28 protein-coding genes are annotated in these 25,232 nt (G+C 66.3%); 14 read left to right on the plus strand and 14 right to left on the minus strand.

The features are described from left to right. Positions 1–85: 85 nt before the first annotated feature. On the plus strand, positions 86–1,171 hold the full coding sequence (locus G6N59_RS03105) for a Glu/Leu/Phe/Val dehydrogenase dimerization domain-containing protein (protein WP_138229333.1): 1,086 nt from the start codon (positions 86–88) through the stop codon (positions 1,169–1,171). Then, positions 1,171–2,673, plus strand: a complete 1,503-nt coding sequence (locus tag G6N59_RS03110) for an amino acid permease (protein WP_138229334.1) — start codon at positions 1,171–1,173, stop codon at positions 2,671–2,673. Before G6N59_RS03105 ends, G6N59_RS03110 begins: the two co-directional genes overlap by 1 nt. Positions 2,674–2,676: 3 nt before the next feature. Here the strand turns inward: G6N59_RS03110 and G6N59_RS03115 are convergent, their stop codons facing one another. The 3 genes from G6N59_RS03115 to G6N59_RS03130 form a co-directional block, all read right to left on the minus strand. Continuing rightward, entirely contained in the window at positions 2,677–3,183 is a 507-nt protein-coding gene (locus G6N59_RS03115; protein ID WP_407665866.1) for a lipoprotein LpqH, read from the minus strand. 111 nt (positions 3,184–3,294) lie between these two features. Next, a complete protein-coding gene (locus G6N59_RS03120) occupies positions 3,295–4,143 on the minus strand; it encodes a polysaccharide deacetylase family protein (RefSeq protein WP_138229395.1) in 849 nt (282 codons plus the stop codon). Positions 4,144–4,376: 233 nt separating this feature from the next. Next, on the minus strand, positions 4,377–5,363 hold the full coding sequence (locus G6N59_RS03130) for an NAD-dependent epimerase/dehydratase family protein (protein WP_138229336.1): 987 nt from the start codon (positions 5,361–5,363) through the stop codon (positions 4,377–4,379). A 173-nt stretch (positions 5,364–5,536) separates the two neighbouring features. Between G6N59_RS03130 and G6N59_RS03135 the strand changes: the two genes are divergently transcribed. Then, complete coding sequence (locus G6N59_RS03135; RefSeq protein ID WP_138229337.1) at positions 5,537–6,220, plus strand: envelope biogenesis lipoprotein LpqN; 684 nt, start codon at positions 5,537–5,539, stop codon at positions 6,218–6,220. A gap of 380 nt (positions 6,221–6,600) precedes the next feature. On the opposite strand, the gene G6N59_RS03140 is transcribed toward G6N59_RS03135, so the two are convergent. After that, positions 6,601–7,899 carry an HNH endonuclease gene (locus tag G6N59_RS03140; protein ID WP_138229339.1) on the minus strand — a complete coding sequence of 433 codons (1,299 nt, stop codon included), beginning with the start codon at positions 7,897–7,899 and terminating at the stop codon, positions 6,601–6,603. A gap of 141 nt (positions 7,900–8,040) precedes the next feature. Here G6N59_RS03140 and G6N59_RS03145 point away from each other — a divergent pair, with 141 nt between their 5' ends. Further along, positions 8,041–9,057 carry a TIGR03617 family F420-dependent LLM class oxidoreductase gene (locus tag G6N59_RS03145; RefSeq protein WP_138229340.1) on the plus strand — a complete coding sequence of 339 codons (1,017 nt, stop codon included), beginning with the start codon at positions 8,041–8,043 and terminating at the stop codon, positions 9,055–9,057. 2 nt (positions 9,058–9,059) lie between these two features. Here the strand turns inward: G6N59_RS03145 and G6N59_RS03150 are convergent, their stop codons facing one another. The 4 genes from G6N59_RS03150 to G6N59_RS03160 all read right to left on the minus strand — a co-directional run bounded on the left by G6N59_RS03150 (position 9,060) and on the right by G6N59_RS03160 (position 10,646). Further along, positions 9,060–9,431 carry a zinc ribbon domain-containing protein YjdM gene (locus G6N59_RS03150; protein WP_138229341.1) on the minus strand — a complete coding sequence of 124 codons (372 nt, stop codon included), beginning with the start codon at positions 9,429–9,431 and terminating at the stop codon, positions 9,060–9,062. Between the two features lie 105 nt (positions 9,432–9,536). Next, positions 9,537–9,662, minus strand: coding sequence for a hypothetical protein (locus G6N59_RS31490; protein ID WP_268815779.1), 126 nt, complete (start codon positions 9,660–9,662; stop codon positions 9,537–9,539). 48 nt (positions 9,663–9,710) lie between these two features. Beyond that, on the minus strand, positions 9,711–10,316 hold the full coding sequence (locus G6N59_RS03155) for a TetR/AcrR family transcriptional regulator (RefSeq protein ID WP_138229342.1): 606 nt from the start codon (positions 10,314–10,316) through the stop codon (positions 9,711–9,713). Positions 10,317–10,430: 114 nt separating this feature from the next. Further along, positions 10,431–10,646 carry a hypothetical protein gene (locus tag G6N59_RS03160; protein WP_163910900.1) on the minus strand — a complete coding sequence of 72 codons (216 nt, stop codon included), beginning with the start codon at positions 10,644–10,646 and terminating at the stop codon, positions 10,431–10,433. Between the two features lie 34 nt (positions 10,647–10,680). On the opposite strand from G6N59_RS03160, the gene G6N59_RS03165 reads away from it, so the two are divergent. From G6N59_RS03165 to G6N59_RS03190, 6 genes are all read left to right on the plus strand, one after another. Continuing rightward, on the plus strand, positions 10,681–11,136 hold the full coding sequence (locus G6N59_RS03165; protein ID WP_163910903.1) for a DUF8737 domain-containing protein: 456 nt from the start codon (positions 10,681–10,683) through the stop codon (positions 11,134–11,136). Position 11,137: 1 nt separating this feature from the next. Beyond that, positions 11,138–11,653: a DUF302 domain-containing protein gene (locus tag G6N59_RS03170; protein WP_138229344.1), complete on the plus strand. Its 516-nt coding sequence runs from the start codon at positions 11,138–11,140 to the stop codon at positions 11,651–11,653. A gap of 55 nt (positions 11,654–11,708) precedes the next feature. Beyond that, positions 11,709–12,542, plus strand: a complete 834-nt coding sequence (locus G6N59_RS03175) for a DUF4436 domain-containing protein (RefSeq protein ID WP_138229345.1) — start codon at positions 11,709–11,711, stop codon at positions 12,540–12,542. A gap of 65 nt (positions 12,543–12,607) precedes the next feature. Then, complete coding sequence (locus G6N59_RS03180) at positions 12,608–13,228, plus strand: class I SAM-dependent methyltransferase (RefSeq protein ID WP_138229346.1); 621 nt, start codon at positions 12,608–12,610, stop codon at positions 13,226–13,228. Between the two features lie 5 nt (positions 13,229–13,233). Then, on the plus strand, positions 13,234–13,875 hold the full coding sequence (locus G6N59_RS03185) for an FKBP-type peptidyl-prolyl cis-trans isomerase (protein ID WP_179970269.1): 642 nt from the start codon (positions 13,234–13,236) through the stop codon (positions 13,873–13,875). Between the two features lie 182 nt (positions 13,876–14,057). After that, a complete protein-coding gene (locus tag G6N59_RS03190) occupies positions 14,058–14,741 on the plus strand; it encodes a sensor domain-containing protein (protein WP_138229347.1) in 684 nt (227 codons plus the stop codon). A gap of 9 nt (positions 14,742–14,750) precedes the next feature. Here G6N59_RS03190 and G6N59_RS03195 read toward each other — a convergent pair whose 3' ends face one another. The 5 genes from G6N59_RS03195 to G6N59_RS03215 form a co-directional block, all read right to left on the minus strand. Then, on the minus strand, positions 14,751–15,026 hold the full coding sequence (locus tag G6N59_RS03195; RefSeq protein ID WP_138229348.1) for a hypothetical protein: 276 nt from the start codon (positions 15,024–15,026) through the stop codon (positions 14,751–14,753). Positions 15,027–15,088: 62 nt separating this feature from the next. Continuing rightward, positions 15,089–15,685, minus strand: a complete 597-nt coding sequence (locus G6N59_RS03200; RefSeq protein ID WP_306789614.1) for a hypothetical protein — start codon at positions 15,683–15,685, stop codon at positions 15,089–15,091. A 64-nt stretch (positions 15,686–15,749) separates the two neighbouring features. Next, positions 15,750–16,250, minus strand: a complete 501-nt coding sequence (locus tag G6N59_RS03205) for a UCP032817 domain-containing protein (RefSeq protein WP_407665807.1) — start codon at positions 16,248–16,250, stop codon at positions 15,750–15,752. A gap of 65 nt (positions 16,251–16,315) precedes the next feature. Then, positions 16,316–17,473, minus strand: a complete 1,158-nt coding sequence (locus G6N59_RS03210; protein ID WP_138229349.1) for an acyltransferase family protein — start codon at positions 17,471–17,473, stop codon at positions 16,316–16,318. Between the two features lie 26 nt (positions 17,474–17,499). Next, a complete protein-coding gene (locus tag G6N59_RS03215; RefSeq protein WP_138229350.1) occupies positions 17,500–20,064 on the minus strand; it encodes a DEAD/DEAH box helicase in 2,565 nt (854 codons plus the stop codon). Between the two features lie 84 nt (positions 20,065–20,148). On the opposite strand from G6N59_RS03215, the gene G6N59_RS03220 reads away from it, so the two are divergent. From G6N59_RS03220 to aceA, 3 genes are all read left to right on the plus strand, one after another. Beyond that, positions 20,149–20,784: a GAP family protein gene (locus G6N59_RS03220; RefSeq protein WP_138229351.1), complete on the plus strand. Its 636-nt coding sequence runs from the start codon at positions 20,149–20,151 to the stop codon at positions 20,782–20,784. A 63-nt stretch (positions 20,785–20,847) separates the two neighbouring features. After that, entirely contained in the window at positions 20,848–21,243 is a 396-nt protein-coding gene (locus tag G6N59_RS03225) for a tautomerase family protein (RefSeq protein WP_138229352.1), read from the plus strand. A gap of 74 nt (positions 21,244–21,317) precedes the next feature. After that, on the plus strand, positions 21,318–23,597 hold the full coding sequence (gene aceA, locus G6N59_RS03230; protein WP_138229353.1) for an isocitrate lyase ICL2: 2,280 nt from the start codon (positions 21,318–21,320) through the stop codon (positions 23,595–23,597). Here the strand turns inward: aceA and G6N59_RS03235 are convergent. Continuing rightward, positions 23,594–24,460 (minus strand): hypothetical protein, encoded by an 867-nt coding sequence (locus G6N59_RS03235; protein ID WP_138229354.1) that lies wholly within the window; start codon positions 24,458–24,460, stop codon positions 23,594–23,596. The genes aceA and G6N59_RS03235 overlap by 4 nt on opposite strands. 277 nt (positions 24,461–24,737) lie before the next feature. Between G6N59_RS03235 and G6N59_RS30985 the strand changes: the two genes are divergently transcribed. After that, positions 24,738–25,118, plus strand: a complete 381-nt coding sequence (locus G6N59_RS30985) for a hypothetical protein (RefSeq protein ID WP_138229355.1) — start codon at positions 24,738–24,740, stop codon at positions 25,116–25,118. Positions 25,119–25,232: the final 114 nt, after the last annotated feature.

Consider the following 25,232-nt stretch of genomic DNA (forward strand, 5'->3'; position numbering starts at 1 on the left):
GGCACCACCCCAGCTGTCCTGCCGTCACACCTGCGGCAGTGACAACCCATGCCGCCAAACATGCGGCACCAGAAAGGAAGTAGTAGTGACCTCTGTGTCCAACCCACCGGTGTCCACCCCCGCCGGAGTCTTCGGTCGCTCGCACGAGTTGAGCTCCCGTAGCCACGAGCAGGTCGTGTTCTGCGAGGACGCCGAATCCGGCCTCAAGGCAGTCATCGCCATTCACTCGACGGCGTTGGGGCCGGCCCTCGGCGGCTGCCGTATGTACCCGTACGCCGACGAATTCAAGGCACTCGAGGACGTCCTGCGGCTGTCGTGGGGCATGACGTACAAGGCCGCGGCCTCTGGGGTGAACCTCGGTGGCGGCAAGTCCGTCATCATCGGCGACCCCAGCAGCGACAAGAGCGAAGCGCTGTTCGCCGCTTTCGCGCGCTACGTCAACACCCTCGGCGGACGGTATGTCACCGCGGGCGACGTCGGCACCAACACCGACGACCTCGACGTCATGGGCAAGTACACCGAGCACGTGACCGGCCGCAGCACCGCCGCGGGCGGCTCTGGCGACAGTGCCCGCCTGACCGCGCTTGGCGTCTTCAACGCCATGCGCGCCGGGGCCGAATCGGTCTGGGGCACAGCGACGCTGGCGGGCCGAACCGTCGGCGTCGAGGGCGTCGGCAAGGTCGGCCGCGAACTGATCAACCTGCTCCTCGCCGACGGCGCGGAGGTCTGCGCCACCGACGTGAACGACGCGGCACTGCAGCGCCTCTCGAACAATCACCCGTCGGTGCGCCTGCTCAATTCGGTTGCCGACGCCCCGGTCGATGTCTATGCCCCGTGTGCCCTCGGGTCTACTCTGACGCCTATGAGCGCTGAAACCATCGAGGCGAAGCTGGTCTGCGGTGCCGCGAACAACCAGCTCGCGACACCCGACGTCGAGTTGTTGCTCGGCCGCCGCGGGATCACCTGGGTACCCGACTTCGTCGCCAACGCCGGCGGCCTCATCCAGGTGGCCGGCGAGTTGCACGGCGCAGAGCGCGCGGCCGTCGAAGCCGACGTGACCCGTATCTTCGACCGGTGCCGCGACATCATCGCGACCGCGCGTGAAGCGGGCATCAGCATCGGCGCCGCCGCGAACCTGTTCGCCGAACAGCGGCTCGACGGGGCCATCTGATGGGCGCCGGCGGCGGGCTGTTCCGCACCAAGTCAGTCGAGCAGTCGATCCGGGACACCGATGAACCCGACTCGAAGCTCCGCAAAGACCTGACGGCAAGGGATCTCACTGTTTTCGGCGTTGCCGTCGTCATCGGCGCCGGCATCTTCACCCTTACCGCTCAGACCGCGGGCAACATGGCGGGTCCGGCCGTGTCGGTGGCCTTCGTCATCGCGGCGATCACGTGCGGACTCACCGCGCTGTGCTACGCCGAGTTCGCCTCGACTGTGCCCGTCGCCGGCAGCGCCTACACCTACGCCTACGCCACCTTCGGTGAGCTGGTCGCGTGGATCATCGGCTGGGACCTGATACTCGAATTCGCGCTCGCGGTAGCCGTTGTCGCCAAAGGCTGGTCGCAATATCTCGCTGAAGTGCTCGGCGGGACGGTGTCGCCGGTCATGCATGTCGGGTCCGTCAAGTTCGACTGGGGCGCGCTGGTGATCATCGCGATCGTCGGGTTCCTGCTGGCGACCGGAACCAAGCTGTCGTCGCGCGTTTCTGCTGTCGCCGTGGCGATCAAGCTCGCGGTGATCGTGCTCATCCTCGTTGTCGGCGCCACCTACTTCAAAGCCTCGAACCTCACCCCGTTCATCCCGGCGGCGCAGCCATCAGCGAAGGCCGACGGTGTGCACCAGTCGATGCTGGCCTTTCTCACGGGAACCGGCGGTACAAGCTTCGGGTGGCTGGGCCTGCTGACGGCAGCCAGCATCGCGTTCTTCGCCTTCATCGGTTTCGACGTGGTCGCCACCGCGGCGGAGGAAACCCGCAACCCGCAGCGCGACGTCCCTCGCGGCATCTTCGGCGCGCTGGCCATCGTCACCGTCTGCTACGTCGCGGTGTCCTTCGTCCTGACCGGCATGGTGTCATACACCCAGCTGCAGGGGGAAAATTCCACCCTCGCAACGGCATTCGCCCTCCACGGCGACACGTGGGCCAAGAACATCATCTCGATCGGCGCACTGGCGGGGCTCTCGACCGTCGTCATGGTCATGTTCCTGGGCCAGACCCGGGTCTTGTTCGCGATGTCGCGCGACGGCCTGCTCCCCCGCCGCCTCGCACACACCGGCAAGCACGGCACGCCGGTGCGACTGACGGTCATCGTGGGCGTGGTGTGCGCAGTCCTGGCGGCGTTCGTGGACTTCGGCACGCTCGCGGGAATGGTCAACATCGGCACGCTCGTCGCCTTCATCCTGGTGGCGATCGGCGTCCCGATCCTGCGCCGGACCAGACCCGACCTCAAGCGTGGCTTCCGCGTGCCCTTCGTACCGGTCGTCCCGATCCTCGCGGCGCTGTCCTGCCTGTGGCTGATGCTGAACCTGGAGGTCGAGACCTGGCTGCGGTTCCTGATCTGGATGGCGATCGGCGTGGTGCTGTACTTCGCCTACGGCAGGTCACATTCGATGATGACGCGACCGCGCCCCGAGCCGCACAAGCACCTCAACGTCACGCAGATCGCGGCGTGAGGCTCAGCTGCAGGTAACCCTGATCTCGAAGGGCTTGGTCACCATCACGGGCGGTAGTGCTGCCGTCACCCCGGTAGCGCTACCGCTGATGGTGTACGTGTTGCCGTCTTTGGACGCGGTGGCCTGGCCGCCCGACATACCCTGCTGGTAACCGAGAATGACGCCATTGACGTTGCCCAGGATCACCGAATGCACGGTCGCGGCATCCGGCGTCAGCACCACCGCCACACCTGAAACCTTCTGGCCGATGGCGATATTGAAATTACCGACCGCATTCGTGCAGACCACATTGCCGGTGATGTTCTGTCGCATACCGTCGACGGTCACCTCGGCCTGACCGGGCGGCGGATTGCCGGTCACCGATTCCGTGGGCGAAGCAGCTGTGCTGGACGCCGAAGGCGTGGTCTTGGTGGTGCTGCTGGTCGAACTCGGCTGCTCCGACGATGGTTTCTCACCAGAACAGCCGACACCCACGAACCCGATGACGGCAGCTGTGCCCACCGCAGAAATCGCAACCCGTTGCCTCACCGTCGAACCCCCTCAGTCGTGACCAATCCGGCTCCACAACAACTACGCCGTTGAACGGGCCGCCGTAGTTCTTTTCACCAGATGCGACGCGGGCTATGGCGTCGGATGGTTGGGGAGAAAAACGTCGTTGAAAGTGACGGTGCGGAGGTGGCGACTCCGGACGACGTCGGTGAGCCGATCGAAGACGTGCGTCACCGGGGCGTGGTTGAGATGGCCGAGGACGATGTTCTGCGGTCGGAAATGCGTGTCGGCCATCTTCACGATGTAGTCCTCGGTGATGACCGTCGAGTCCGCCAAGGAGCCCGTCCACATGGTGGTGAGCGTGTAGCCGAGGTCGGCGGCGACGGCCCGTACCGCGGCGTTGTGCCGGCCGTAAGGCGGCCGCAGATACGGACGCGCGTCCACCCCGTACGTGTTGGACAGGAACGCGTGGTTGCGCTGGATCTGGTCGGCGATCTGCGCCGGCGACTGCGTGGTGAGGTCCGGATGCGACCAGGTGTGGTTACCCAGCTGGATCTGGCCCGATTCGACCAGCGGTCGCAACAGGGACGCGTTGTCGGTCCAGGACCGGTACGAGCCGTTGACGAAGAACGTCAGCCTGATGCCGGTGTCCTTCGCGAACTGGGTGTACAGCCGCACGACATTGCTGTCGACGCCGTCGTCGACGGTGAGGGCGAGGAGATCGCCCTGACCCGGGAGAACGCTCAGCACGCCGGTAGCGGGCAGCGCGACGCGGGCTGCGGCCGGTGGCGGGGGCAATAGCGCCGGCGCTCCTGGCGCGATGGCCCCGGCCAGGTCCGGCACCGCGGGCGCTGAGGCCACGGCGTGCGGCGCCGTGACCGCGGTGGCCAGCGCTGTGCGCGCCACCTCGATGGTCGCCACGACAGGGGGGACGGTGATCGCTGCCCCGAGGCCGGCCAAGAAGGCTCGTCGGTTCAGCATGGACACGGCCCGCAACGTATCAGGAGTTCCTGGCAATCGCAGAACTGGGGAATGTGCTCAATCGAGACAGAACTCGTTGCCTTCCTCCGCCTCGAGCGCCGCGAGCGGCTCTTCCCCTATCGATCCGGTGCCCACCCGCACGTCCAGATGCACCCGGTTCTCTGGTGGCGGCGGCACAACTTATCCCAGTACCGCACACCAGAACGGCGCGCTTGACCGCGGCCATTCTCGACTCAGCGGTTGAGCGCGCGGAGCCCGGCGACCGTGTCGGCCAACGTGATTCGCGGGTCGCGGTAGGTGACGCCGAGATCGCGCTCGCTGGGCGTATCGTCCGAGTCCGGCATCTGGGTGTAGTACTGCATGGCGGCTTCGGTGAACGGTGTCTGGAAAGGCAGGAACGGGCCCAGCCGATCGAGCAGTTGCCCGGCGATCCGCAGGACCGTATCGGGAACCGGAACGGAGAGCAAGGTCTTGTCACCGACCTCGCTCAGCAGCCGAGCCAGCTCGTCCACCGGGATGCGGTGGCCGCCGGCCATATAGCGACGCGGCCCCTTGCCGGGTTCCAAGAGCGCCGCGTGCAAGTCGGCCAGATCCCGCCCGTCGACCACCATCCACGCGGCGCTCCGACCCGGAATCACGCCGAGCTGAAGGGCCTGGGCGACCCCCTCTCCGGCCTCACCGAACTGATTGCCGACGGGCGGGCCCATGACCATGCCGGGGTAGGTGATGTTCACGGGTGCGCCGGCATCCTGCATCCCACGGGCGTAGATCTCGACGTGGGCCTTGGACCGGCCGTAGCCGTCGGTACCACCAAACACCGGCAGGTCGGCGTCGAGCTTGTCGACGTCGGGATTGAACAACGCGGTGAAGCTCGACACGTGAATGATCGGGTCCAGGCCGAGTTCGACGGCGCCGCCGAGCACGTTGCGTGCACCGTCCATGTTGGTGCTCAGCATCTGCGCCGTCTGGTTCGGGTCGGTGGCGACCAGCGCCGCGGCATGCAGCACCGCATCGCACCCGTCCAGCGCGCGCAGCACCGAGTCACGATCGGTGATGTCGCCGACCACATGGTCAGCGACATCGACACCCAATTTGGCGACGCTCGTCTGCAGCCGGGCAGCATTGCGGACCAGGAATCGGACCGAATGCCCTTTGTCGGCAATGGCTTTCGCGCTCCAACCGCCGACAAATCCGGTACCGCCGGTGACCAGGACCCGCATGACGCCTACCCCCTCCGAAGTGAACTGCCGCTGCCCTGACGCTAGTACGGCAGCAAATTGGCCGGAAGGGCGGCGGACTGGCGGGATGATTCGGAGGTCAATAATCTGACGAAACCGTCAATTCGCGACTACGCTCCACGCGTAGAGCAATCGACGCGAGGAGTTGCAGGCCGATGACCAAAGTGCTGACGACTGCGACGGCAGCGCTGGCGGCCGTGGCCATCACACTCGCCGGATGTAGCACCTCGACCAAAACCGGCTCAGGACCGTCAAGCGCGCCTCCTTCTCCTGGATCATCAAGTGCGACAACGTCTTCCAGACCAAATATTGCCGGCCCCAACAAGACGATCAACGACTACATCACCGAGAACAACATCGCCGAGACGCCGTTCAAACCCAACGAACCCGGCACACCGGAGTTCGACTTTCCGTTCCCGCCCGGCTGGAGTAGCGCCGGGGACAAAACCCCGGCATGGGCCTACGGGGCGATCGTTTACGACAAACCGGCCGATCCCAGTGATCCGCCGACAATGATCGCCATCGCCTCGAAGCTGACCGGCAAGGTTGATCCGGCGATGATCCTGAAGTACGCCCCCGGCCAGCTGGAAAACCTGCCGGACTTCAAGCCCCTCGGCGAACCGGAAAAGAGCTCACTGAGCGGTTTTGAAGCAATCCAGTCAGCCGGCACCTACACCTACAACGGCAAGGCGCGGGTCGTCGCGCAGAAAACGGTGATCATTCCGGGCAAGGATGCACTGTTTGTCCTGCAGCTCAATGCAGATGCTCTCCAGGGCCAGGAACAAGTCGTCATCGATGCCGCCGACGTGATCGAAGCCCAGACCAAAATCACCGCATAGGGAGAGCATCACCATGAAATTGCGGTTCCGGTCGTCCAACATGCTGACGGTATCCATCTGCAGCGGCGTGCTGTTGCTGTCGGCCCCGTGGGGCAGCCCGCCAACGGCGTCGACCGCTCCGTGCGGGGGCGGGACCGTCCTCGATCCCCGCACCGGCATCTGCTGGTCGCAAAATCAACCCAACAACAGCTACGGCGGTTCTGGCAATATCCCTTGCCTGCCAGGACGACTCGGCCTGTGTTTGGGCGCGTTGCAGAACACGCCTACGCCCGGTGCGGCACTGCGTCCCGCTCCCCCGGCCGGCCCGGCGCCCCGCCCCGGCACGTGGCCATAACCGCAGGCGCACCGAAACACGTTGCTGCCCAATGACGTTTTGTCGCCTAGGCCGCGGGGTGGACGCGTGCGATGTAGACGTCGCGGGTGAAGATGCGTAGCGCTTCGGGCCCTGGTGGTGCGGTGCTGGTGTAGACCGCGCCGGTGGGTGTGGTCAGTTGGACGGTGTGCCGGCCGTGCCGGTCATAGGTCGTGGCCGCGTGCCAGCCGGGTTGTTCTTTGACGTAATTGCAGTGCTCACACAGCCCTTGGCCGTTGTGGGCGCTGGTGGGCCCGGTCCTGCGGTGCGGGGTGATGTGGTCGGTGTGCCGGATCCGGGCATTGCAGAACGGGGTCCGGCATATCTGATCCCGCAGCGCGATGAACCGAGCCAGCGCCTTCGGAAAGACCCGAGCCACCGATTCCATCGCCACCAACCTGTTGCTGCCCGGCTGGGCATACACCCGCCGCACCGACGCCGACGCCTGCGGATCAGCCTCCGCGGCCAACACCAGGTGCCGGGCCAGCTCCGCCGGAACCGGCCCATACCCCTCCAGATGCGCGGGCTCCTCACCCCCGGCAAGCAGGGTCTCGTCCGAGAGCACCAGGTTCACCGTCACCGACACCGGCGCCTCGATCGGATTACGGCCGGTGACCCGCTCGACCAGCAGATCCGCCATCACCTGACCATGAGTACGCCCCAACCCGGCCGGCACCGACGTCCCCGGCAGCGTCGAGGCCAGCGTGGTGGCCGCGCCCTGCGCGAGGGCCGTGTGCACCGCTTGGCCCTCGGCCGCCGGCAGCAGCACGCTCACCGTGGCCATACCGTCACGGGCGGGCCGCAACCGCACATGCCGGTCGGCCCGCGCGCGCCGCGCCCGCTCCACTGCCGCCTGCTGATCGAGCCGATAGGCGATCCGCTTGGCCTCCGCCGCGACCTCACTGTCCCCCATGCCGTCCACGGTGGCCGGGTCGCCGCACAATTCGCTATCGAGCAGCTGCCGATGAAACACCGACAGGCACGCCCCTTCCTTGGTGATCAACTCCGCCCGATGCTCCGACAGCACACCGGATTCCAACGCGGCCAACGTGCACGGCATATCCGCCACCAGAATGCGGGCCATCGCCACCAGCCGCTCACCGCGGTGCGGGGACTCCCCCCGGGCCAACCCCACCTCCGACCCCAACGCCGCCCGCGAGACCCGCGGCCCACCTGCAGCCGCGACCGCCACCCGCCGCGCCTCAAGTGCCGCCGCCATCCGCGCCTGCCCCGCCGCCGCAGCCGCTTTCACCAGCTCAAACTCAGCGATTCGACCCAATAACGCCCCCTCATCAGCGTCCGGGTCAACCACCAAATCGTCGAACATATGTGCGATAATACTCGCATCCACCGACAAGATGCCAGGATTCGTCCGTGAAAGGTGTGGGACCTCAGTGCGGGCAATGATTTCACTTGGGGTGCTACGCATCTCGCCGAATTCGGGATGCCACCGACGTAGGCTGCCACTGTGCACGTCGACGTGATGACCGTTCCGCAGCCATTGGCTCAGATGGGCGCACTTGCCCAGCGCACTCAAGCAGCCGGATTCTCCGGCCTGCTGCTGACCGAGACTGGCAGGACGGCTTATCTGAGCGCAGCGGTCGCGTCTCAAGCGGCTCCCGGACTCGAGCTGTCCACTGGTGTCGCCGTGGCATTTCCGCGCAGCCCGTTCGTCACCGCGGCCTCCGCGTGGGAACTCCAGGAGGCCACCGGCGGCAGATTCCGGCTCGGCATCGGCACCCAGGTGCGCACGCACGTGGTGCGGCGTTACGGCATGCCCTTCGAGCAACCGGGCCCGCGACTGCGCGACTATGTACGCGCCGTCAAAGCGTGCTTCACCGCCTTTCGGACCGGCAAGCTCGACCACCACGGCGATTTCTACGACCTGGACTTCATCACGCCGCAATGGAGCCCGGGGCCCATCGGCGTTCCCGATCCCAAGGTCGATATCGCCGCGGTGAATCCGTGGATGCTGCGCATGGCCGGCGAAGTCGCCGACGGAGTGCACGTTCACCCGCTCGGCGAGCCGGGCTACCTCGCCCGCCACGTGCTGCCCAATGTCGCTGCCGGCGCCGAGAAGGCGGGCCGTTCCCCCGCCGATATCGACATGATCATCCCGGCGATGACGATCGTCGGCGACAGCGATGAGGAACGGCACAACGAACGCGAATTCGTCCGCGCCAGTATGAGCTTCTACGGCAGCACACCCAACTACGCGTTCATCTGGGACGAGGCCGGTTTCGAGGGCACCACCGCACGCCTGCGGGAGAAGCAGAAAGCCGGCGACACGGCGGGCATGATGGCGCAGATCACTGATGAGCACATCGCTGCGTTCGCTACCGAATCCACCTGGGATGAATTGGCAGAGAAGCTCATTGGCAAATACGAGGGCGTGGCCACGCGCCTCGTGCTGTACAACGCCCTCGGCGGATCAGACCGGTTCGAGCGGTACGGCGACATCGCCCAGAGGTTGTCGGCTCGCTGACGTCAGGAGGACTTCTTGACGACGCTCGACTTGAGCTGCAGCCGACCGAAACCCGGGACGTTGGCGTCGATGTCGTGGTCGCCGACGCCGTCGGTGATAAGCGTGATGCCGCGAACCTTGGTGCCCACCTTGATGGCACCGCCTCCGCCGCCCGACACCTTGACACTCTTCACAAGCGTGACAGTGTCGCCGTCCGCCAGCACGTTGCCAACCGCGTCCTTCACCACGCGCCCGCCGTCCGGCTCCGTGTCACCGCTGTCACCGGCGGCCCACTCATGGCCACACATGGGGCAGGCGTAGAGCGCTCCCGACTCGTAGGTGTACTCACTCGAACACGCAGGGCACGGTGGCGTCTGGTCCACGGTTTCGCTCATCCGACATTCTCGCTCTCGTATTCACCGCCCGCCTCAATCTGTCGTCACGCGCGACGGCGGGCCGCCCTATTCAAGCGGATCGTTCAACGTCGCCGAGATCACCCCTCAGGAGAACGGTTTGCGCGGCGCAATTGCGTCGCGCCCCCCCACCGCTACGACCGCACCGCCGACGATGACGAAACCGTCGGTCGTGTTGTGCAAGGACCGTTGCTGATCGAACGATCGCGTCACCAGTCGCCCCTTTTCTAGGTCCGTGCAGGTAGGTCTATGGCGGAGAAATCAGGGCACGGCCAGGCTGCGGTACGTCGCCGCCAGCCACTGCGGTCCGTTACAGAAGTCGTGCTCGATCCACCACGACAACAGTCCCAACGTGGCTGAGGTATGGAACTCGGCCGCCACGTCGGCGGGCACAGCGGGGTCTGCCGACGTCATCTGCGGTCGCAGATGCTTGCGCAGGACATCGCCGATCAAGTGGCGCAGGTGACGCTGGACCACATCACCGCCGTGCCGGCCACACAACGCTCGATAGATCGGTTGGTGTCGGAAAGCGTGCTCGAAAAGCGATGTCGCAGGCATGGTTACGTCGATATCGCGAGACTGCGGAATCGCGGCGAGCGCATCCTCGAGTTGATCACGCATGTCATCGAAGCTCGCCGCCAGCAACGCTTCCTTGTCCCGGAAATGGACGTAAAAAGTCGAGCGGCCCACGTCAGCGCGGTCGAGAATGTCCTGGATGGTGGTCTTGTCATAGCCCTGCTCGACGACGAGTTCCAGGAAAGCGGTATGCAGCCGCTTCCGGGTGCGCCGCACCCGACGATCGCCCGCCGCATTGCCGCGAACCCCTGAATTCCGAACAGATTTCGGTTCGTGTTCGGTTGTGGACATTTCGCCCCCATTGGTTGTTGACGGAATTTCGGCCCTCTCCCTTCAATTGAACATTGTGTTCGGAAACTAACCAAGTGTTCGATGGAACCAAATGAATCGGGAGAGAACCATGAGCTACGTATGGGCGATCGTGGCAGCCGGATTGGTCGGCACTGTCGCAACAATCTGCGCCATGTTGATCCGTGGTGCCGCGACTCGAATTGCAGTCATATTCGGAACCACCTGGTTCACTTGGGTATTGGTGACCATGGCGCTTGCCGACGCCGGCGTATACCGATTTGAGCCGACGACCGTCCGACCGTGGCTTGCCATGGCGATGACCGTGCCCATCGTGGCCCTGTTGCTCCTCACTCGCATTCCAACAATGGCTCGAATCCTGCATCAACCCGACACGCAGTGGTGGCTGACCATGGCACAGATCTTCCGGGTGGAAGGCGCCGCGTTCCTGGTCGTGATGGCCTTGGGCGAACTACCGGCAGGATTCGCAGTGCCTGCCGGATTGGGTGATATCGCAATCGGTTTGGGCGCAATCTACGTTGCCCGCGACCTCCGGCAAGGGCGCGTCAACCGCCGATTGGTGTGGTTCAACATTCTGGGCCTGCTGGACCTCGTGGTCGCGACCGCACTCGGCGTCACCGCGGCACCGGGCCTGGCACACGTTCTTCAGTTGTCGCCGTCCACCCAGCAGATCGCTCTGCTGCCACTGGTCCTGATCCCGACCACCCTGGTGCCCCTGGCTGCCACACTGCACATCGTGTCGTTGCGCAAGCTCGCAGCAGACGCGCGAACGACAATCCAGCCTGTCCTGGTCGGAGCCTGACATGACCAACGCAGTCCCGTATCGGGTCACCCGCTTCGTCCTCGACACCGCTGACACCTTCAACGGTCTACGTCAGCGCTTCGAAAGCCTGGTCCCCACAATCGATCTCGCGGAGCTCGCCGACGTGATCGCATCGGGAGACCTGGCCGCCGTCCAGCGCTACACTGCCGCGCACGCACCACACTCGCTCGTGAACTTCTGGACGTTCGACCCGACACCGATGATGGCGCTGGCCGGCCACCGAACCCGCGCGGTCACGTACATGGTGGGCAACAACGTAATAGCCGAAACCATGTTCCGCCACGACCCCGGCATCATGCTCTACGCACCGATGCGTGTGGTGATCTACGAAGAATCCGACGGCGCAGTACATCTCAGCATTGACCAGCCGTCGACCAGGTTCGGGAGCTTCGGAGATGCCAGGATCGCCGAGGTCGGGGCCCGACTCGACGCCAGGCTCGCCGACCTGCTTTCGCTGCTGGGGGTGGCAGCTCCGCGCGAACTCGGCGCGATCTGAGCGGCTCGACGCCGACCTAATTTACACTCCTGTCAGTCTATGGGAGGGGTCGTCGATGAAGGTCCGGGTAATCGCCAGCGCGGTGGTCGTCATCGCGGTGTATGTCACGACGATCGCACTGTATGCGGGTACCGGGCTGGGACGTCCGAGTCGAGTCAGCGAACCGACGCCGACAGCCGACGGCACCACCGTCACCGTCGACCTCAATGAGGTCCATGCGGTCAAAGGCGACATGGTTGCCAACGTCACGGTTGTGCCTGGACCCGCACTCCTGGACCCGCAAACCCACGGCCTTACCGAAGACCTCAGTGTCGCAGTGCAATCCGCGGTGACGCCCACCCGCCGCACCTGGACGAAAGGCATGGTGCCCGATGTCTTCCCAGTCGCCCTGATCTTGTCCGGCGACCCTGGCGGTTACCCATTCGATCACTACCAATCAGGCCCGATCACCGTCGAACTGTTCCGGGGTGCATCGCACGTACCGATCCGCGTGGCGCCCGCGTTTTTCGATCGTGTGCCCGGCTGGATGTTCCACATTCCGGCTGACGGCAATGGCGCCGTACCGAGCGTCTATCGCGTCAACGCACAGCGCTCGCCGAGCACCGCCGCGTTTGCCGCAGTACTCGTCGGCGCGCTCGTCACGATTGCCGTACTGGGCGCGGTCGTCGCCGTTCAGACCGCACGCAACCGCCGAAAATTCCAGCCGCCGATGACGACATGGTTCGCCGCGATGCTTTTCGCGGTGGTGCCACTGCGCAACGCGCTGCCCGACGCACCGCCCATCGGAACGTGGATCGACGTGTCCGTCGTGCTGTGGGTGATCGCGACGCTGGTCGCCTCGATGAGTCTGTACATCACCTGCTGGTGGCGACATCTCAAGCCCGAATAGGCGGTTATACCAGCTACGAGCCTGCCGCAACAGCCGGCGAAGTTCGGGCTTGCAACAATGGACGCATGGTCGAGCAGAGCCTGTGGATGCAGAAAGTCGAAGCCGATCCTGGCCACTCGCAGTGGTACATCGAGCGGTTTCGGGCATTGGCTCGTGCCGGTGAGGACCTGGTGGGCGAAGCCCGGCTGATCGACGCGATGGCGTCTCGCGGCGCGCGGATTCTCGATGCCGGCTGCGGTCCCGGCCGGGTCGGCGGATATCTCGCAGCGGCCGGCCATGACGTGGTCGGAGTGGACGTCGACCCCGCTCTCATCGCGGCCGCCGAGCAGGATCATCCCGGCCCGCGCTGGCTGGTGGGCGACCTTGCCGAACTCGATCTGCCGGCCCGCGGCATCCCCGAGCCGTTCGACCTGATCGTCTCGGCCGGCAATGTGATGACATTCGTCGCCCCGAGCACCAGAATCCAGGTGCTCTCCCGGCTGCGCGCACACCTCGCCGACGACGGCCGCGCGGTGATCGGCTTCGGTGGGGGCCGCGACTACGAGTTCGGTCAGTTCTTCCAGGACGCCAGCCAAGCTGGCCTCACCCCCGAACTGCTGCTGTCCACCTGGGATATGCGGCTGTTCACCGACAAATCCGACTTCTTGGTCGCAGTCCTCATCCCGATCCCGCCCCCGGTAGCGTGACACCGGTGAACTTCTCTCGCGTGTCCTCCTCCGTTGCCCTGACCGCCTGCGCCGCATCACTCGCCGTCGCCCTCACCGCCTGTGGTTCCGACGACAAACCCGCCGCGGCGAGCACCACCCAGGCACCGCTGGTCACCACCTCCCCGTCCCCGGCGACCGCCCTGGACAACTCCTCGACGGCAGCTGCCCGCACCTGCCCGACGGCCGAGGGACAGGCCGGTTCGCCCGAGTGGACGCTCAACGGCGCCACCGGCAGCGTCGCCGTCACCGGATCCACCGACACCACGGCCCCCGTCGTCACCGTCAAGGGCCCGTTCAGTGTGAACCAGACCCAGGTGCAGACACTGAAGGCCGGCACCGGGCCCGTCGTCCCCGAAACCGCGACGGTGTCCGTCTGCTACGCGGGCTTCAACGGTCGTGACGGATCGAAATTCGACAGCGCCTATGACCGTGGTGCCCCCGCCACCTTCTCTCTCATGCGCGTGGTGCCCGGCTTCCAGAAGGCCATCGCCGGTCAGAAGGTCGGCTCCACCGTCGCGGTCGCGATGACCTCTGCCGACGGCTACCCCGACGGCCAGCCGAGTGCCGGCATCGAGAAGGGCGACTCGCTGGTCTTCGCGATCAAAATCCTCGACGTCTCGAACTGATCGTCGTGCTGCTGCGTCGCGGCGGACCTGTTATCAAGAACATCGTCCATCGTTACCGCGAAACACCGTCGAGCAAAGGCAGCCCAACCTCAATTGACGCAACAATAGGAATGTTGGAGTACCGCGCTGGGGAGGACAGCGTGGCACGTCAGTAGGTCGCCGCTGCCGCGACGGGAGGTCATATGCGCAGCTCAGTCGCTACGGTCACCGTTGTCGTGGTTGGTGTCCTGACTGCCGGATGCGGTAGCACGCCCGGCAAGGCGGTGCCGGTGACCACTCCGCCACTGGTGGCCCGGCCGCTGGTCGAACGTGAACTGGACGGGCTGTTGCTCAACCCCGAACAGGTGAACGCAACCATGGGATCGGCGGCCATGACGGTGCTCAGCGCCCAGGCCACCATGTCGGACAACAGCAGCACGATGGCACCGCCCGAGTGCCTCGCCATCGACGGCGCGGCCGAAGCCACCGTGTACGCGGGCAGCGGCTTCTGGGCCGAGCGCGAGCAGAGCATGAACGACGGGGACAAGTTCACCCACTATCTCAAGCAGGCAGTGGTGCTGTACCCGACGCAGGACAAGGCGCAGGAGTTCTTCGACACGTCAGCCCAGCAGTGGGCGGCGTGCACGCACTACACGCACACACAGAGTCAGTCGCAGTGGACCGTCGGCCCGATGACGAATGCGCACGACACCCTCAGCGTGGTCTCGACAGAACAAGACGCGGCCGCACCCGGTTGGGCGTGCGGCCGCGCCTTGGCACACAAGAACAACGTCATCATCGACATCAACACGTGCAGTCCCAATCCGGCGGATACGGCGGTTCAGATCGCCAACCAGATCGGCGCCAACGTCGCTGCGCGATGGTGACGGCGGTGGTTACCCGCCGTTGGTGACCGGGTTCGACGTCAGGGGGATGAAGGCGTCGTTGATCCAGATGCCCCAGCGGCCACCCCAGGCCGAGGTCCACACGACCGGCTGACCGTCCCAGGCCTCAGCCGGCTTCTTCGGGGCCCATGTCGGCGGCTCCTCACCCTGTCCGGGTGCCGGTGGCGGCGGCTGAGCGGCGGCCAGTGGCATACCGAAACCGAGCGCGGCCGCGGCGAGCGATCCGGCGATGGCGGCGGCAGACAAGGTCTTCTTGATCGAGGTCATGCACATGCTCCCCTGGGTCGACTGCGATTACTTAGCGTATGTAATCACATTATGCCGAATGCTCAGTGCGACGGGGTGGGCACGAATCCGGCGGCAGGTGGTGGCGCCGCGTCAGGACCTCCAGGAGCCGGTGCCTCCGGAGCAGAACCCGGCTTGGGGTCGTAATACCCAGGCGGTGGCGGGCCGTTCAACGGGTAGTAACCCGGCGGCAGGGCGGGCCCACCGGTCTTGGGTCCGGTGTCGACGATCGGATTCGACGACGCCGGGTCATTGAGTGAGATGAAGCCAGGAGGCAGTTTCGGGGCCGGACCAGCACCGGGCGGTGGCCCGGGCGCTTCCTCGGGCGGCATGGTGAGCGCTTCCAGCGGGTTGCCGCTGTGGAACGTGTGCCAGATGTCCCGGATATACCCGAACTGCCCCGGCGTGTTGCCGGCGCCATACGTCGGGTTGTCGATCTCGGGCACCGTCGGCGGGCCCATCGGCGGTGCGGCGACGGGGCCGCTGGGACCGCCTGCGGGCTCGACGACCGGCTGGCCGGGTGCGGGCGTCGTCGGTGTGGCGGGGTCCGCCGCAGCCGGACCGGCCGCCGCGAACACGCCGGCAAGCAGTATGCCGCCAACGATCACAGCCGGTCGAAAACGCTCTCGCTCGGTCTTCAAATGCTCGTCCGTCCTTTCCACCGGCCTCCGTAACGGCTCAGGCTATCGCGTGAGCGGGGCTCCGTCACCTCGTTCGGACCTGCAAAGCCCGGTAGGCGGACCGAATCTCGTCGACCCGAGTCGCGGCGATACCCCATGGCTTGTCGACCCCGACGCGCTCGTCGAGATCCCACAGCACGCAGACTTCGTCGGGTTCGGCAACCTTTTCCCAGGCGATCACCGTGCGGCGGAGCTGCTCGTGCATCGGCTCGACCACCGCACCGGCGGGAGCCCCGCCCTCGGGGTGATGGTGCAGAAACTGGCCGTACGCCACGTCGCAGAACGCCGAATACCTTGCAGTGCAAAGGATCAGGCCATGCCAGGCCTCATCGACGGCGTGCGACGGCATCCCGATCACCTGACCGTCCCGCATGGCCGCCCCGCAACACCGCAACCACTGCCGCAGGCCCTCCTCGACAAGATCCCGCGGCTGCCACGGGCAGGTCTTGAACACCGCTGCGGGCAGTTCGAGAACCGCCACCGCGGCGTTCATCTGGTCGAGCGGCCCCTGGCGCTTGAATCGCACCCTGCAACTGTAGGTCGTGGCGGCGGCCACGCTGCCCGGCTTCCTGCACCGCACCAGCTGAGCCGTCAGGACGCCGGCGCCGGGCTCTCCTGCTCGACCGCGGCCTGCCGCCGGCTCTCCCAGCGCCCCAGCGCCAGCCGGCACGGCTCCTCCAGGAGCGCATAACTCACTGCGGCCACCGCGAATCCGAACGTCGTTGTCAAGATCATCACCACCGGCAGCGCCCAGGGAAAGCTGGTCCGCCCAACCATGTCGAGCACCATGTCGAGCGCGGCCAGATGCCACAGGAACAGGCCATACGACCAGCGGCCCAGCGTCACCATCGGCGCACTGCCCAGTACCCGGCGCTGATCGTCCGGAACGCCAAGGACCAACGGCGCCAACAGCGCTCCGGCGATGACGGCCCCCAAAGCCGTCCGCACGATGAACTGGCCGAGCGTGGCGTGGTGGTGCCCACCCGGCATGGCCAGCGGAGACGCCGCGACCAGGAAGGCGATGACAGCCACGATCATGAGCACGGTGCGTTGCCGGGCCAACTGATGCAGCCAGCTGTAGGGCCGGAACATCCACTCTGCCAACAACATCCCGACGGCGAACCACGATGCGTAGGCCGGCAGCCAATTCAGCGGATTGGCCCCGTGGTACGCCGGGATCGGCAGATAACCCCAGCCGAAGCTGAGCAGGGCCACGCCGGCGATGACCGGAACCCGCAGGCGCAGCGGCAGTTTCGCGACCGCCAGCGCCAACAGGGGTACCACGAGGTAGAACGCCATCTCGACCGACAGGCTCCACATCTGGGTGAGCCCGGCGATCAACGTCTTCGGAATGAAGACCTGGGTGAGGGTCAGGTTCGCGATCCACACCGTCCGGTCCGCGCCGTGGGCGTCCGGCAACAGAGTCAGCACCGCGACCACCGTGAGCAAGTAGGCGGGCATGATCCGGACGAGCCGAGACCGGTAGTAGGGCGCCACCTCGGGCTCTGCCCGCAATCCGTGCGCCGCAGCGGCATGACCACGCCAGAGCAGGAAACCGGACAAAGCGAAGAACACGGCGACCGCCAGGTCGAAGCGGGCCAGCAACCGGCCGACGACGCCGTCGGTGTAGCCCGTCTGCAGCGCCACATGCGTGAGCACCACGCCCAACGCCGCGGCCGCCCGCAGCCCCTCGACCGCGGGCAGGAACCCGCGGGTTCCGCTCACGGGCTCGGGGGCAGGAGCGGTCATGCGATCAGTGTGCCCGAGAAGTGCACTCAGCTACCGAAAAGCCCCGCATCGACGACCTTGATGACCGGGGCGCCGTCCTCATCGGATGCGGCCAGGTCGACTTCCACGTCGATGCCCCAATCGTGATCGTGGGCCGGGTCGTCCAGGATCTGCCGGACGCGCCACACACCGGGCGCGCGGTCGAAGATCAACATCGCCGGCCCGCGGGCGTCCGCCCCGGTGCCGATATCCTCGTGCTCGGTGAAATACGGCTCCCCTGCCGCTTCCCACCGCTGTGCCGTCCATCCCGAACCGGCATCGAGGGCCCCGAGTTCGTCCCAGCGGCGTCGGGCCCAGAGCTCCACCCGGCGGAACAACGCGTTGCGCACCATCGCGGTGAACGCCCGCTCGTTGCCGGTCAGCGGACGTACCGGCGCCATGACCGCCATCTCATCGACCTGATCGGCACTGGTCAACTGTTCCCATTCGTCGAGCAGGCTCGAATCGACCTGGCGCACAAGCTCACCCAGCCACTCCACGATGTCGGTGAGCTCCTCGGTCCGGGCGGCGGCCGGAACACCGGACCGCAGCGCCTTGAACGCGTCGGACAGATAGCGCAGCACCGCGCCCTCGGTCCTGGTCAGCCCGTAGGCACTCACGTATTCCTTGAACGTGAGTCCCTGCTCCCACATCTCTCGGACGACGGACTTGGGGGCCGGGTGCCCATCGGCCGCCCATGGGTTGGTACGGCAGTACACCTCGAAGCAGTGCGTCAGCAGTTCGTCGAGCGGCCGCGGGTAGGTCACGTCGTCGAGCAATTCGATGCGCTCGTCGTATTCGATGCCCTCGGCTTTCATCGCGGCAACGGCCTCGCCGCGGGCCTTCTTCAACTGTGCTGCCAGGATCTGGCGCGGATCCTCGAGCGTCGCCTCGATCACCGAAACGACATCGCGGGCAAAAGTTTCCGAACCCGGGTCGAGCAGATCGACCGCGGCGAGCGCGAACGTCGACAGCGGCTGGTTCAGCGCGAAATCCGGCGGCAGGTCGACGGTCAGTCGGTAGCGCCGCCCGTCAGGCTCCGGCTCCGGCAGTCGTTCCAGCACCCCGGCCTGCAGCAGCGAACGCGCGATGCCGACCGCTTCGCGGATGTGCCGCAACTGCCGCTTGCGTGGCTCGTGGTTGTCGCCGAGCAACCGACGCATGGCCAGGCAGGGATCACCGGGGCGGTCGACGACGTCGAGGATCATCGCCGTGGAGACTCGCATATTGCTGGTGAGTGCTTCGGGTTCGGCCGCGACGAGGCGGTTCATGGTGTTCTCACCCCAGGGCACCATGCCCTCGGGAGCCTTGCGGCGCACCAGCTTCCGCCTCTTCTTCGGATCGTCGGCGACCTTGGCGAACTGTTTGAGGTTCTCCACCTCATGCTCGGGTGCCTGCACCACGACGGTGCCCGCCGTGTCGTAGCCCGCCCGTCCAGCACGTCCGGCGATCTGGTGGAACTCGCGGGCATTGAGCAACCGCGTGCGGGTGCCGTCGTACTTCGACAACGCCGAGAACACGACCGTGCGGATCGGCACGTTGATGCCGACGCCGAGGGTGTCGGTGCCGCAGATGACCTTCAGCAAGCCCGCCTGGGCCAGCTGTTCCACCAGACGCCGGTACTTCGGCAGCATGCCGGCGTGGTGCACGCCGATGCCGTGCCGGACCAGCCGCGACAGCGTCGAGCCGAACGCGGTGGTGAAGCGGAAGCCGCCGATGTGGTCGGCGATGGCCGCCTTCTCCTCCTTGGTGCTCACGTTGACGCTCATGAGCGCCTGGGCCCGCTCCAGCGCGGCAGCCTGGGTGAAGTGCACGACGTAGATCGGTGACTGTTTGGTCTGCAGCAGGTCGGCGATGGTCTCGTGCATCGCGGTGGTGGCGTAGCTGTAGAACAGCGGCACGGGGCGCTCGGCCCCAGCGACCAGCGCCGTCGGACGGCCGGTGCGCCGGGTGAGGTCCTCACGCAATACGGTCACGTCGCCGAGCGTCGCCGACATCAACAGGAACTGGGCGCTGGGCAACTCGAGCAGCGGCACCTGCCACGCCCAGCCGCGATCAGGGTCGCCGTAGAAATGGAACTCGTCCATCACCACCAGCCCGATGTCCGCCTGCGCGCCCTCACGCAGCGCGATGTTGGCGAGGATCTCCGCTGTGCAGGCGATGATCGGGGCACCGGCGTTGACTGCCGCGTCACCGGTGAGCATGCCGACGTTGGCGGCGCCGAACACGTCGCACAAGGCGAAGAACTTCTCACTGACCAGTGCCTTGATCGGCGCGGTGTAATAAGTTCGCCGGCTGCTTTCCCTATTGCTCCTCGCGTCCGCACCCGCGAGGGCGAAGTACACCCCGCCCGTGGCGACCAGTGATTTGCCGGAACCCGTTGGCGTCGCCAGCACCACGTTAGCGCCACTGGCCAGCTCGATCAGCGCTTCCTCCTGCGCCGGGTACAGCGCTGTGCCCGCCGCCTCGGCCCATTCGGCGAATGACGCAAGCAATTCGTCGGGGTCGGCGCCCGTCGCGCGCAGCGCGGACAGGTCGGCGGGGTCGTCCAAGAGTGATATGCGGGCTGCCATCGTGTGCTCCAGCGTGCCCGATCACCGACCGCGCGTCTGCGGCGGGCAGCCACAAGGCACGATGCGCACAGGCAAGATGACGGTGTGACGTGGTTGATCCCCGACGCGCTCATCGTGGCGCTGTCCCCGATGGCGGTCCTGCCGCCGGTGCTGCTCCTGCTGTACTCGGACCGGCCCCGCAGCGCGGGTCTGACCTACCTGTGCGGGTGGCTCGCCGGGCTGACGGCCGTGATCAGCGCGGTGGTGTTGGTGTCACCCGTCGGGCAGTCGCACGCCGCCGCGACCAGTTCGCGTTTGCAGCTCGGCATCGGCATCGCGCTGATGGCACTGGGCGTCCTCACCTGGTTCCGGCGCAAGCACTATGCCCAGGCCACCGGCTGGCTCACCCGGATGCAGACCGCGTCGCCACTGGTCACAGGGGTCATGGGCGCCGTCTTCGCCGTCGCGAATCCGAAGTTCATCCTGGCGTGCGTCGCCGGCGGCGTGGCCATCGACGCCTTTCTGACCACCCCAGTCGAAAAGGCCGGCGCGATCGCCTTTTTCGTCGCCGTCGCGGGATCCACCACCGCCGCGCCGATCCTTGCGCACCTGGTGGCCTCGCGTTATGCCGAGAAGGGTCTGGAGCGGATGCGCCACCGGGTGCAGGAACACACCGCCGCGATCACGGCGGTGACGTTGACGGCCGTCGGGGCGCTCCTGGTCGTGGTGGCATCGTGGTGAGACGCCACCACGGGTGCGGAAATTCAGGTGCGCTACGGCGGATCGAGTGTGACGATCTGGGCCATGCCGAGTTCACTGATCGAAGTACGCCGTCAGTATCGCCAAGCCGACGAGGCCGCCATCATCGACGCCGTCCATGATGCGCTGGTGGCCGCGTTCCACATCCCGGTCGGTGACAAGCACGTCCGGCTGCTGGTCCATGAACCGCACCGGTTTTCGCACGCACCGCAGCTGGCGCACCCCGAGCGGTACACGCTGGTGACCATCGACTGTTTCGCCGGCCGTTCGGTGGACGCCAAGCGCGCACTGTACCGCGAGATCGCGGGCCGCCTTGCCGCGTTCGGCATTCCGGCCGACCACGTCACGATCCTGCTGCGCGAGAGCGCGCTCGAGAACTGGGGTATCCGCGGCGGGCACGCGGCCTGCGACGTCAACCTCGGCTTCGACGTGAATGTCTGATCGCATCTTCGCGGCCGCCCCGCGGCGATAGGCTCGGAGCGTTCATCGGAAACAAGCTCGGCAAGGAGCAGTCCATGACTCTCGAAGCAGTCGCGACGTCATTCGAGCAGAACGTCGCCGCCGTGCAGGAGTATTTCGACAGCCCCCGTTTCGACGGCATCACGAGGCTCTACACCGCGCGTCAAGTGGTCGAACAGCGCGGCACCATCTCGTCCGACTACCCGGTGGCCAGGCAGGCCGCCGAAGCGTTCTATCCGCGGTTGCGGGAATTGTTCGCTCAGAAGAAGAGCATCACCACGTTCGGGCCGTACTCCCCCGGCCAGGCGGTGGTGATGAAGCGGATCGGTATCGAAGGCATCTACCTGGGCGGCTGGGCCACCTCCGCCAAGGGCTCCATCAGTGAGGACCCCGGGCCCGACCTGGCCAGCTACCCGCTGAGCCAAGTACCCGACGAAGCCGCCGGCCTCGTGCGCGCCCTGCTCACCGCGGACCGCAATCAGCAGTACCTGCGCCTGCAGATGACGCCCGAACAACTTGCGGCAGCTCCGCCTCCCGTCGATTACCGGCCGTTCATCATCGCCGACGCCGACACGGGCCACGGTGGAGATGCCCACGTACGCAACCTGATTCGGCGGTTTGTCGAGTCCGGCGTGCCTGGCTATCACATCGAGGATCAGCGGCCCGGCACCAAGAAGTGCGGCCACCAAGGCGGCAAGGTGTTGGTCCCGTCGGACGAACAGCTCAAGCGCCTCAACACCGCGCGCTTCCAGCTGGACATGATGGGAGTGCCGGGAATCATCGTGGCTCGCACCGACGCCGAGGCCGCCAACCTCATCGACAGTGCTGCCGATGAGCGCGACCAGCCGTTCCTGCTGGGCGCCACCAACCTCAAGATTCCGTCGTACAAGTCGTGCTTCCTGGCCATGGTCCGGCGGTTCCATGACAAGGGCGTCACCGACCTGCGCGGGCACCTGTTGTACGCGCTGCCCGAGGGTCAGTACGCCATCGCCGAGGCGTGGCTGGACAGCCACGGCATCGCTGGCCTCGTCGACGAAGCTGCGGCTGACTGGGACCAGAATTCCGGACAGTCCGTCGACTCCGTCTTCGACAAGGTCGAGTCGAAGTTCGTCGAGGCCTGGCAAGCGGATTCAGGGCTGACCACCTACTGTGAGGCCGTCGCCGAGGTGCTGCAGTTCCGGGCCAAGGAGGGCGAGGCCACCGCGGTGAGCCCGGACGAATGGCGCACGTTCGCCGCCCGCGCGTCGCTGTACGCGGCCCGGGAGAAGGCCCGCGAGCTGGGTGCGGACGTCGCATGGGACTGCGAGCTCGCGAAGACCCCTGAGGGCTACTACCAGGTGCGCGGCGGGATCCCCTACGCCATCGCGAAATCCCTTGCGGCCGCACCGTTCGCCGACATTCTGTGGATGGAGACCAAGACCGCGGACCTGGCCGAAGCCCGCGAATTCGCCGAGGCCATCCACGCTGAATTCCCGGACCAGATGATGGCCTACAACCTGTCGCCGTCGTTCAACTGGGACACCACCGGTATGACTGACGATGAAATGCGAGCGTTTCCAGAGGAACTCGGCAAGATGGGGTTCGTCTTCAATTTCATCACCTACGGCGGCCATCAGGTCGACGGGGTAGCGTGCGAGGAGTTCGCGACGTCCCTCCGGCAGGAGGGCATGCTGGCGCTCGCCCGGCTGCAACGCAAGATGCGCCTGGTCGAATCTCCTTACCGCACACCGCAAACACTCGTCGGCGGCCCGCGCAGCGATGCCGCGCTGGCGGCATCGTCCGGCCGCACGGCCACCACCAAGGCCATGGGCGCGGGCTCGACCCAGCACCAGCACCTGGTGCAGACGGAGGTGCCCAAGAAGCTGCTCGAAGAGTGGCTGGCCATGTGGAGCGACCACTACCAGATCGGCGAGAAGCTGCACGTACAGCTGCGTCCTCGCCGCGCCGGGTCGGACGTCCTGGATCTGGGCATCTACGGCAGCAGCGACGAGCCGCTGGCGAACGTCGTCGTCGACCCGATCAAGGACCGGCACGGCCGCAATATCCTGACGGTGCGCGACCAGAACACCTTCGCCGAGAAGCTGCGGCAGAAGCGCCTGATGGATCTGATCCACGTGTGGCTGATCCACCGATTCAAGTCGGAGATCGTCTACTACGTGACACCGACCGAGGACAACATCTACCAGACCGAGAAGATGAAGTCCCACGGCCTGTTCAGCAACGTCTACCAGGAGGTCGGCGAGATCATCGTGGCTGACGTGAATCAGCCGCGGATCGACGAACTGCTGGCGCCGGACCGCGAGGCCCTGTGGCGCCTGATCCGCAAGGAGGACTAGGGGCGGGCCGGATCCGGCTCTGCCGTACCGAAGATCGCAATCGCGACCGCACCGGCCACTGCGGTCGCGAATGCGACCCCCACCAACCACCCGAACCCCGGCTTGGCCACATCACCGAGCAACAGGACACCGACCACACCGGGTATCACGGTCTCGCCCATGACCAGGGCGGCCGCAACTCCGTTCACCGAACCCACCTGCAACGCGACGGTGAACAGGTAGAACCCGCCCGCACCCGCGATCACGACCGCCCACGATGCCGGGTCGGCGATGAGGACGTGCCACTTCAGCGGATCCAGGCCGTGGACAATCCGCACCGCCACCGCCATGGCGCCGTACAGCACACCGGCGATGAGCCCCGCCGGCACCGCCGCCTTCGTGCCGAGCAGCCGCACGAGCGCGACCCCGAAGACCAAGATGAGCAGCGACACCGCCAGCACGCTCCAGTGCATGTGCCGGCCCGGCACCGTGCTGCCGAGCTCACCGGCGCTGAAGCCCAGAACACAAAGTGCCGCAAGGACTGTGGCGATGGCGGCCCAGTCCCGGGCACGCAGTCGCACGTTGAGAACCACAACGCTGAGGACGGCCGTCACCGCGAGATTGGCACTCATGATGGTCTGCGAAAGAAACAGCGGGATCAGCCGCGCCGACACCAGGCTGCCGAGGAACCCCAGCCCGTCCAACGCCATGCCGGCGAGGAAAAGCGGCGCCAGCATCGCCGTGATCGTCGAACGCAGTGTGGGGCCGGTTTCGATAGCCTCGCCGGCTTCGCCAACCGACTTGCGTGCGGCGTGCGACTGCAGGACCGAAGCGGTGCCGTAACTGAAACAGGCAACCAGAGCCGCGATGACGCCGATCAGCATTGGGCAGCTCCAATTCGGTCCAACCGACCGCCCCGACGATTGCCAGACATCGGCCAATTGTATGGAGCCGGCTGCAGTCGGCATTCACATGGACCAGACGCCGGCGACCATCGCGGACGGAAATCGAGACCTGGCAGAGACACAAGACATAGCTCATCCACAACGTGCTGACGTTCCATGATCAGACGGCTCGACAGCGTCGAGCGGTCCGGTCCGCCCCACGGTCCGGGCTGTCAGATGCGCTTTCGCGCAGGTCCGAGAATGGAGACGATCGACAGTGAAATCCACCAAGATGATCGCCGGCATGGCGATCGCCGGCAGCCTCGCCGCCGGCACCATCGCGCTGGGCACCGGTGTTGCCAGCGCCGACGCGGGGTTCGGCAACACCCCGTTACCGTCCGATTGGGGACCACCACCGCCGCCACCGCCCGGCCCTGGGTGGGGTCCACCACCGCCGCGCGACCACGACTGGGGGCCACCACCGCCGCGCGACCACGACTGGGGACCGCCGCCACCCCAGGATGGCGGCTGGGGTCCGCCGCCACCCCAGGATGGCGGCTGGGGTCCGCCACCTCCCCAGGACGGAAACCCGCCGGGCACCTGGAACGGTGGCTGGGAACCTGACGGCGGTGTGTGTTTGTTCGGCGCCTGCATCTAGCCAGGAACGAAAGCCGTTGCCTAACAGGCACACAGGCTGGACCTAGCTTAGAGAACCACAATGGCTACAGACCGAGAAACAGCGAGCACCGCAATTATCGCGGCGTTCACCTGA

Source organism: Mycolicibacterium aubagnense (genome assembly GCF_010730955.1).
GTDB classification, from domain to species: domain Bacteria; phylum Actinomycetota; class Actinomycetes; order Mycobacteriales; family Mycobacteriaceae; genus Mycobacterium; species Mycobacterium aubagnense.

Bases quoted from the DNA above. Each gene is read 5' to 3' on its own strand.
- G6N59_RS03110 (WP_138229334.1), top strand. From the start codon at position 1,171: ATGGGCGCCGGCGGCGGGCTGTTCCGCACCAAGTCAGTCGAGCAGTCG.
- G6N59_RS03120 (WP_138229395.1), bottom strand. From the start codon at position 4,143: ATGCTGAACCGACGAGCCTTCTTGGCCGGCCTCGGGGCAGCGATCACC.
- G6N59_RS03130 (WP_138229336.1), bottom strand. From the start codon at position 5,363: ATGCGGGTCCTGGTCACCGGCGGTACCGGATTTGTCGGCGGTTGGAGC.
- G6N59_RS03135 (WP_138229337.1), top strand. From the start codon at position 5,537: ATGACCAAAGTGCTGACGACTGCGACGGCAGCGCTGGCGGCCGTGGCC.
- G6N59_RS03140 (WP_138229339.1), bottom strand. From the start codon at position 7,899: ATGTTCGACGATTTGGTGGTTGACCCGGACGCTGATGAGGGGGCGTTA.
- G6N59_RS03150 (WP_138229341.1), bottom strand. From the start codon at position 9,431: ATGAGCGAAACCGTGGACCAGACGCCACCGTGCCCTGCGTGTTCGAGT.
- G6N59_RS03155 (WP_138229342.1), bottom strand. From the start codon at position 10,316: ATGTCCACAACCGAACACGAACCGAAATCTGTTCGGAATTCAGGGGTT.
- G6N59_RS03160 (WP_163910900.1), bottom strand. From the start codon at position 10,646: ATGGGCACGGTCATCGCCATGGCAAGCCACGGTCGGACGGTCGTCGGC.
- G6N59_RS03165 (WP_163910903.1), top strand. From the start codon at position 10,681: ATGGCTCGAATCCTGCATCAACCCGACACGCAGTGGTGGCTGACCATG.
- G6N59_RS03170 (WP_138229344.1), top strand. From the start codon at position 11,138: ATGACCAACGCAGTCCCGTATCGGGTCACCCGCTTCGTCCTCGACACC.
- G6N59_RS03175 (WP_138229345.1), top strand. From the start codon at position 11,709: ATGAAGGTCCGGGTAATCGCCAGCGCGGTGGTCGTCATCGCGGTGTAT.
- G6N59_RS03180 (WP_138229346.1), top strand. From the start codon at position 12,608: ATGGTCGAGCAGAGCCTGTGGATGCAGAAAGTCGAAGCCGATCCTGGC.
- G6N59_RS03190 (WP_138229347.1), top strand. From the start codon at position 14,058: ATGCGCAGCTCAGTCGCTACGGTCACCGTTGTCGTGGTTGGTGTCCTG.
- G6N59_RS03195 (WP_138229348.1), bottom strand. From the start codon at position 15,026: ATGACCTCGATCAAGAAGACCTTGTCTGCCGCCGCCATCGCCGGATCG.
- G6N59_RS03210 (WP_138229349.1), bottom strand. From the start codon at position 17,473: ATGACCGCTCCTGCCCCCGAGCCCGTGAGCGGAACCCGCGGGTTCCTG.
- G6N59_RS03215 (WP_138229350.1), bottom strand. From the start codon at position 20,064: ATGGCAGCCCGCATATCACTCTTGGACGACCCCGCCGACCTGTCCGCG.
- G6N59_RS03225 (WP_138229352.1), top strand. From the start codon at position 20,848: ATGCCGAGTTCACTGATCGAAGTACGCCGTCAGTATCGCCAAGCCGAC.
- aceA (WP_138229353.1), top strand. From the start codon at position 21,318: ATGACTCTCGAAGCAGTCGCGACGTCATTCGAGCAGAACGTCGCCGCC.
- G6N59_RS03235 (WP_138229354.1), bottom strand. From the start codon at position 24,460: ATGCTGATCGGCGTCATCGCGGCTCTGGTTGCCTGTTTCAGTTACGGC.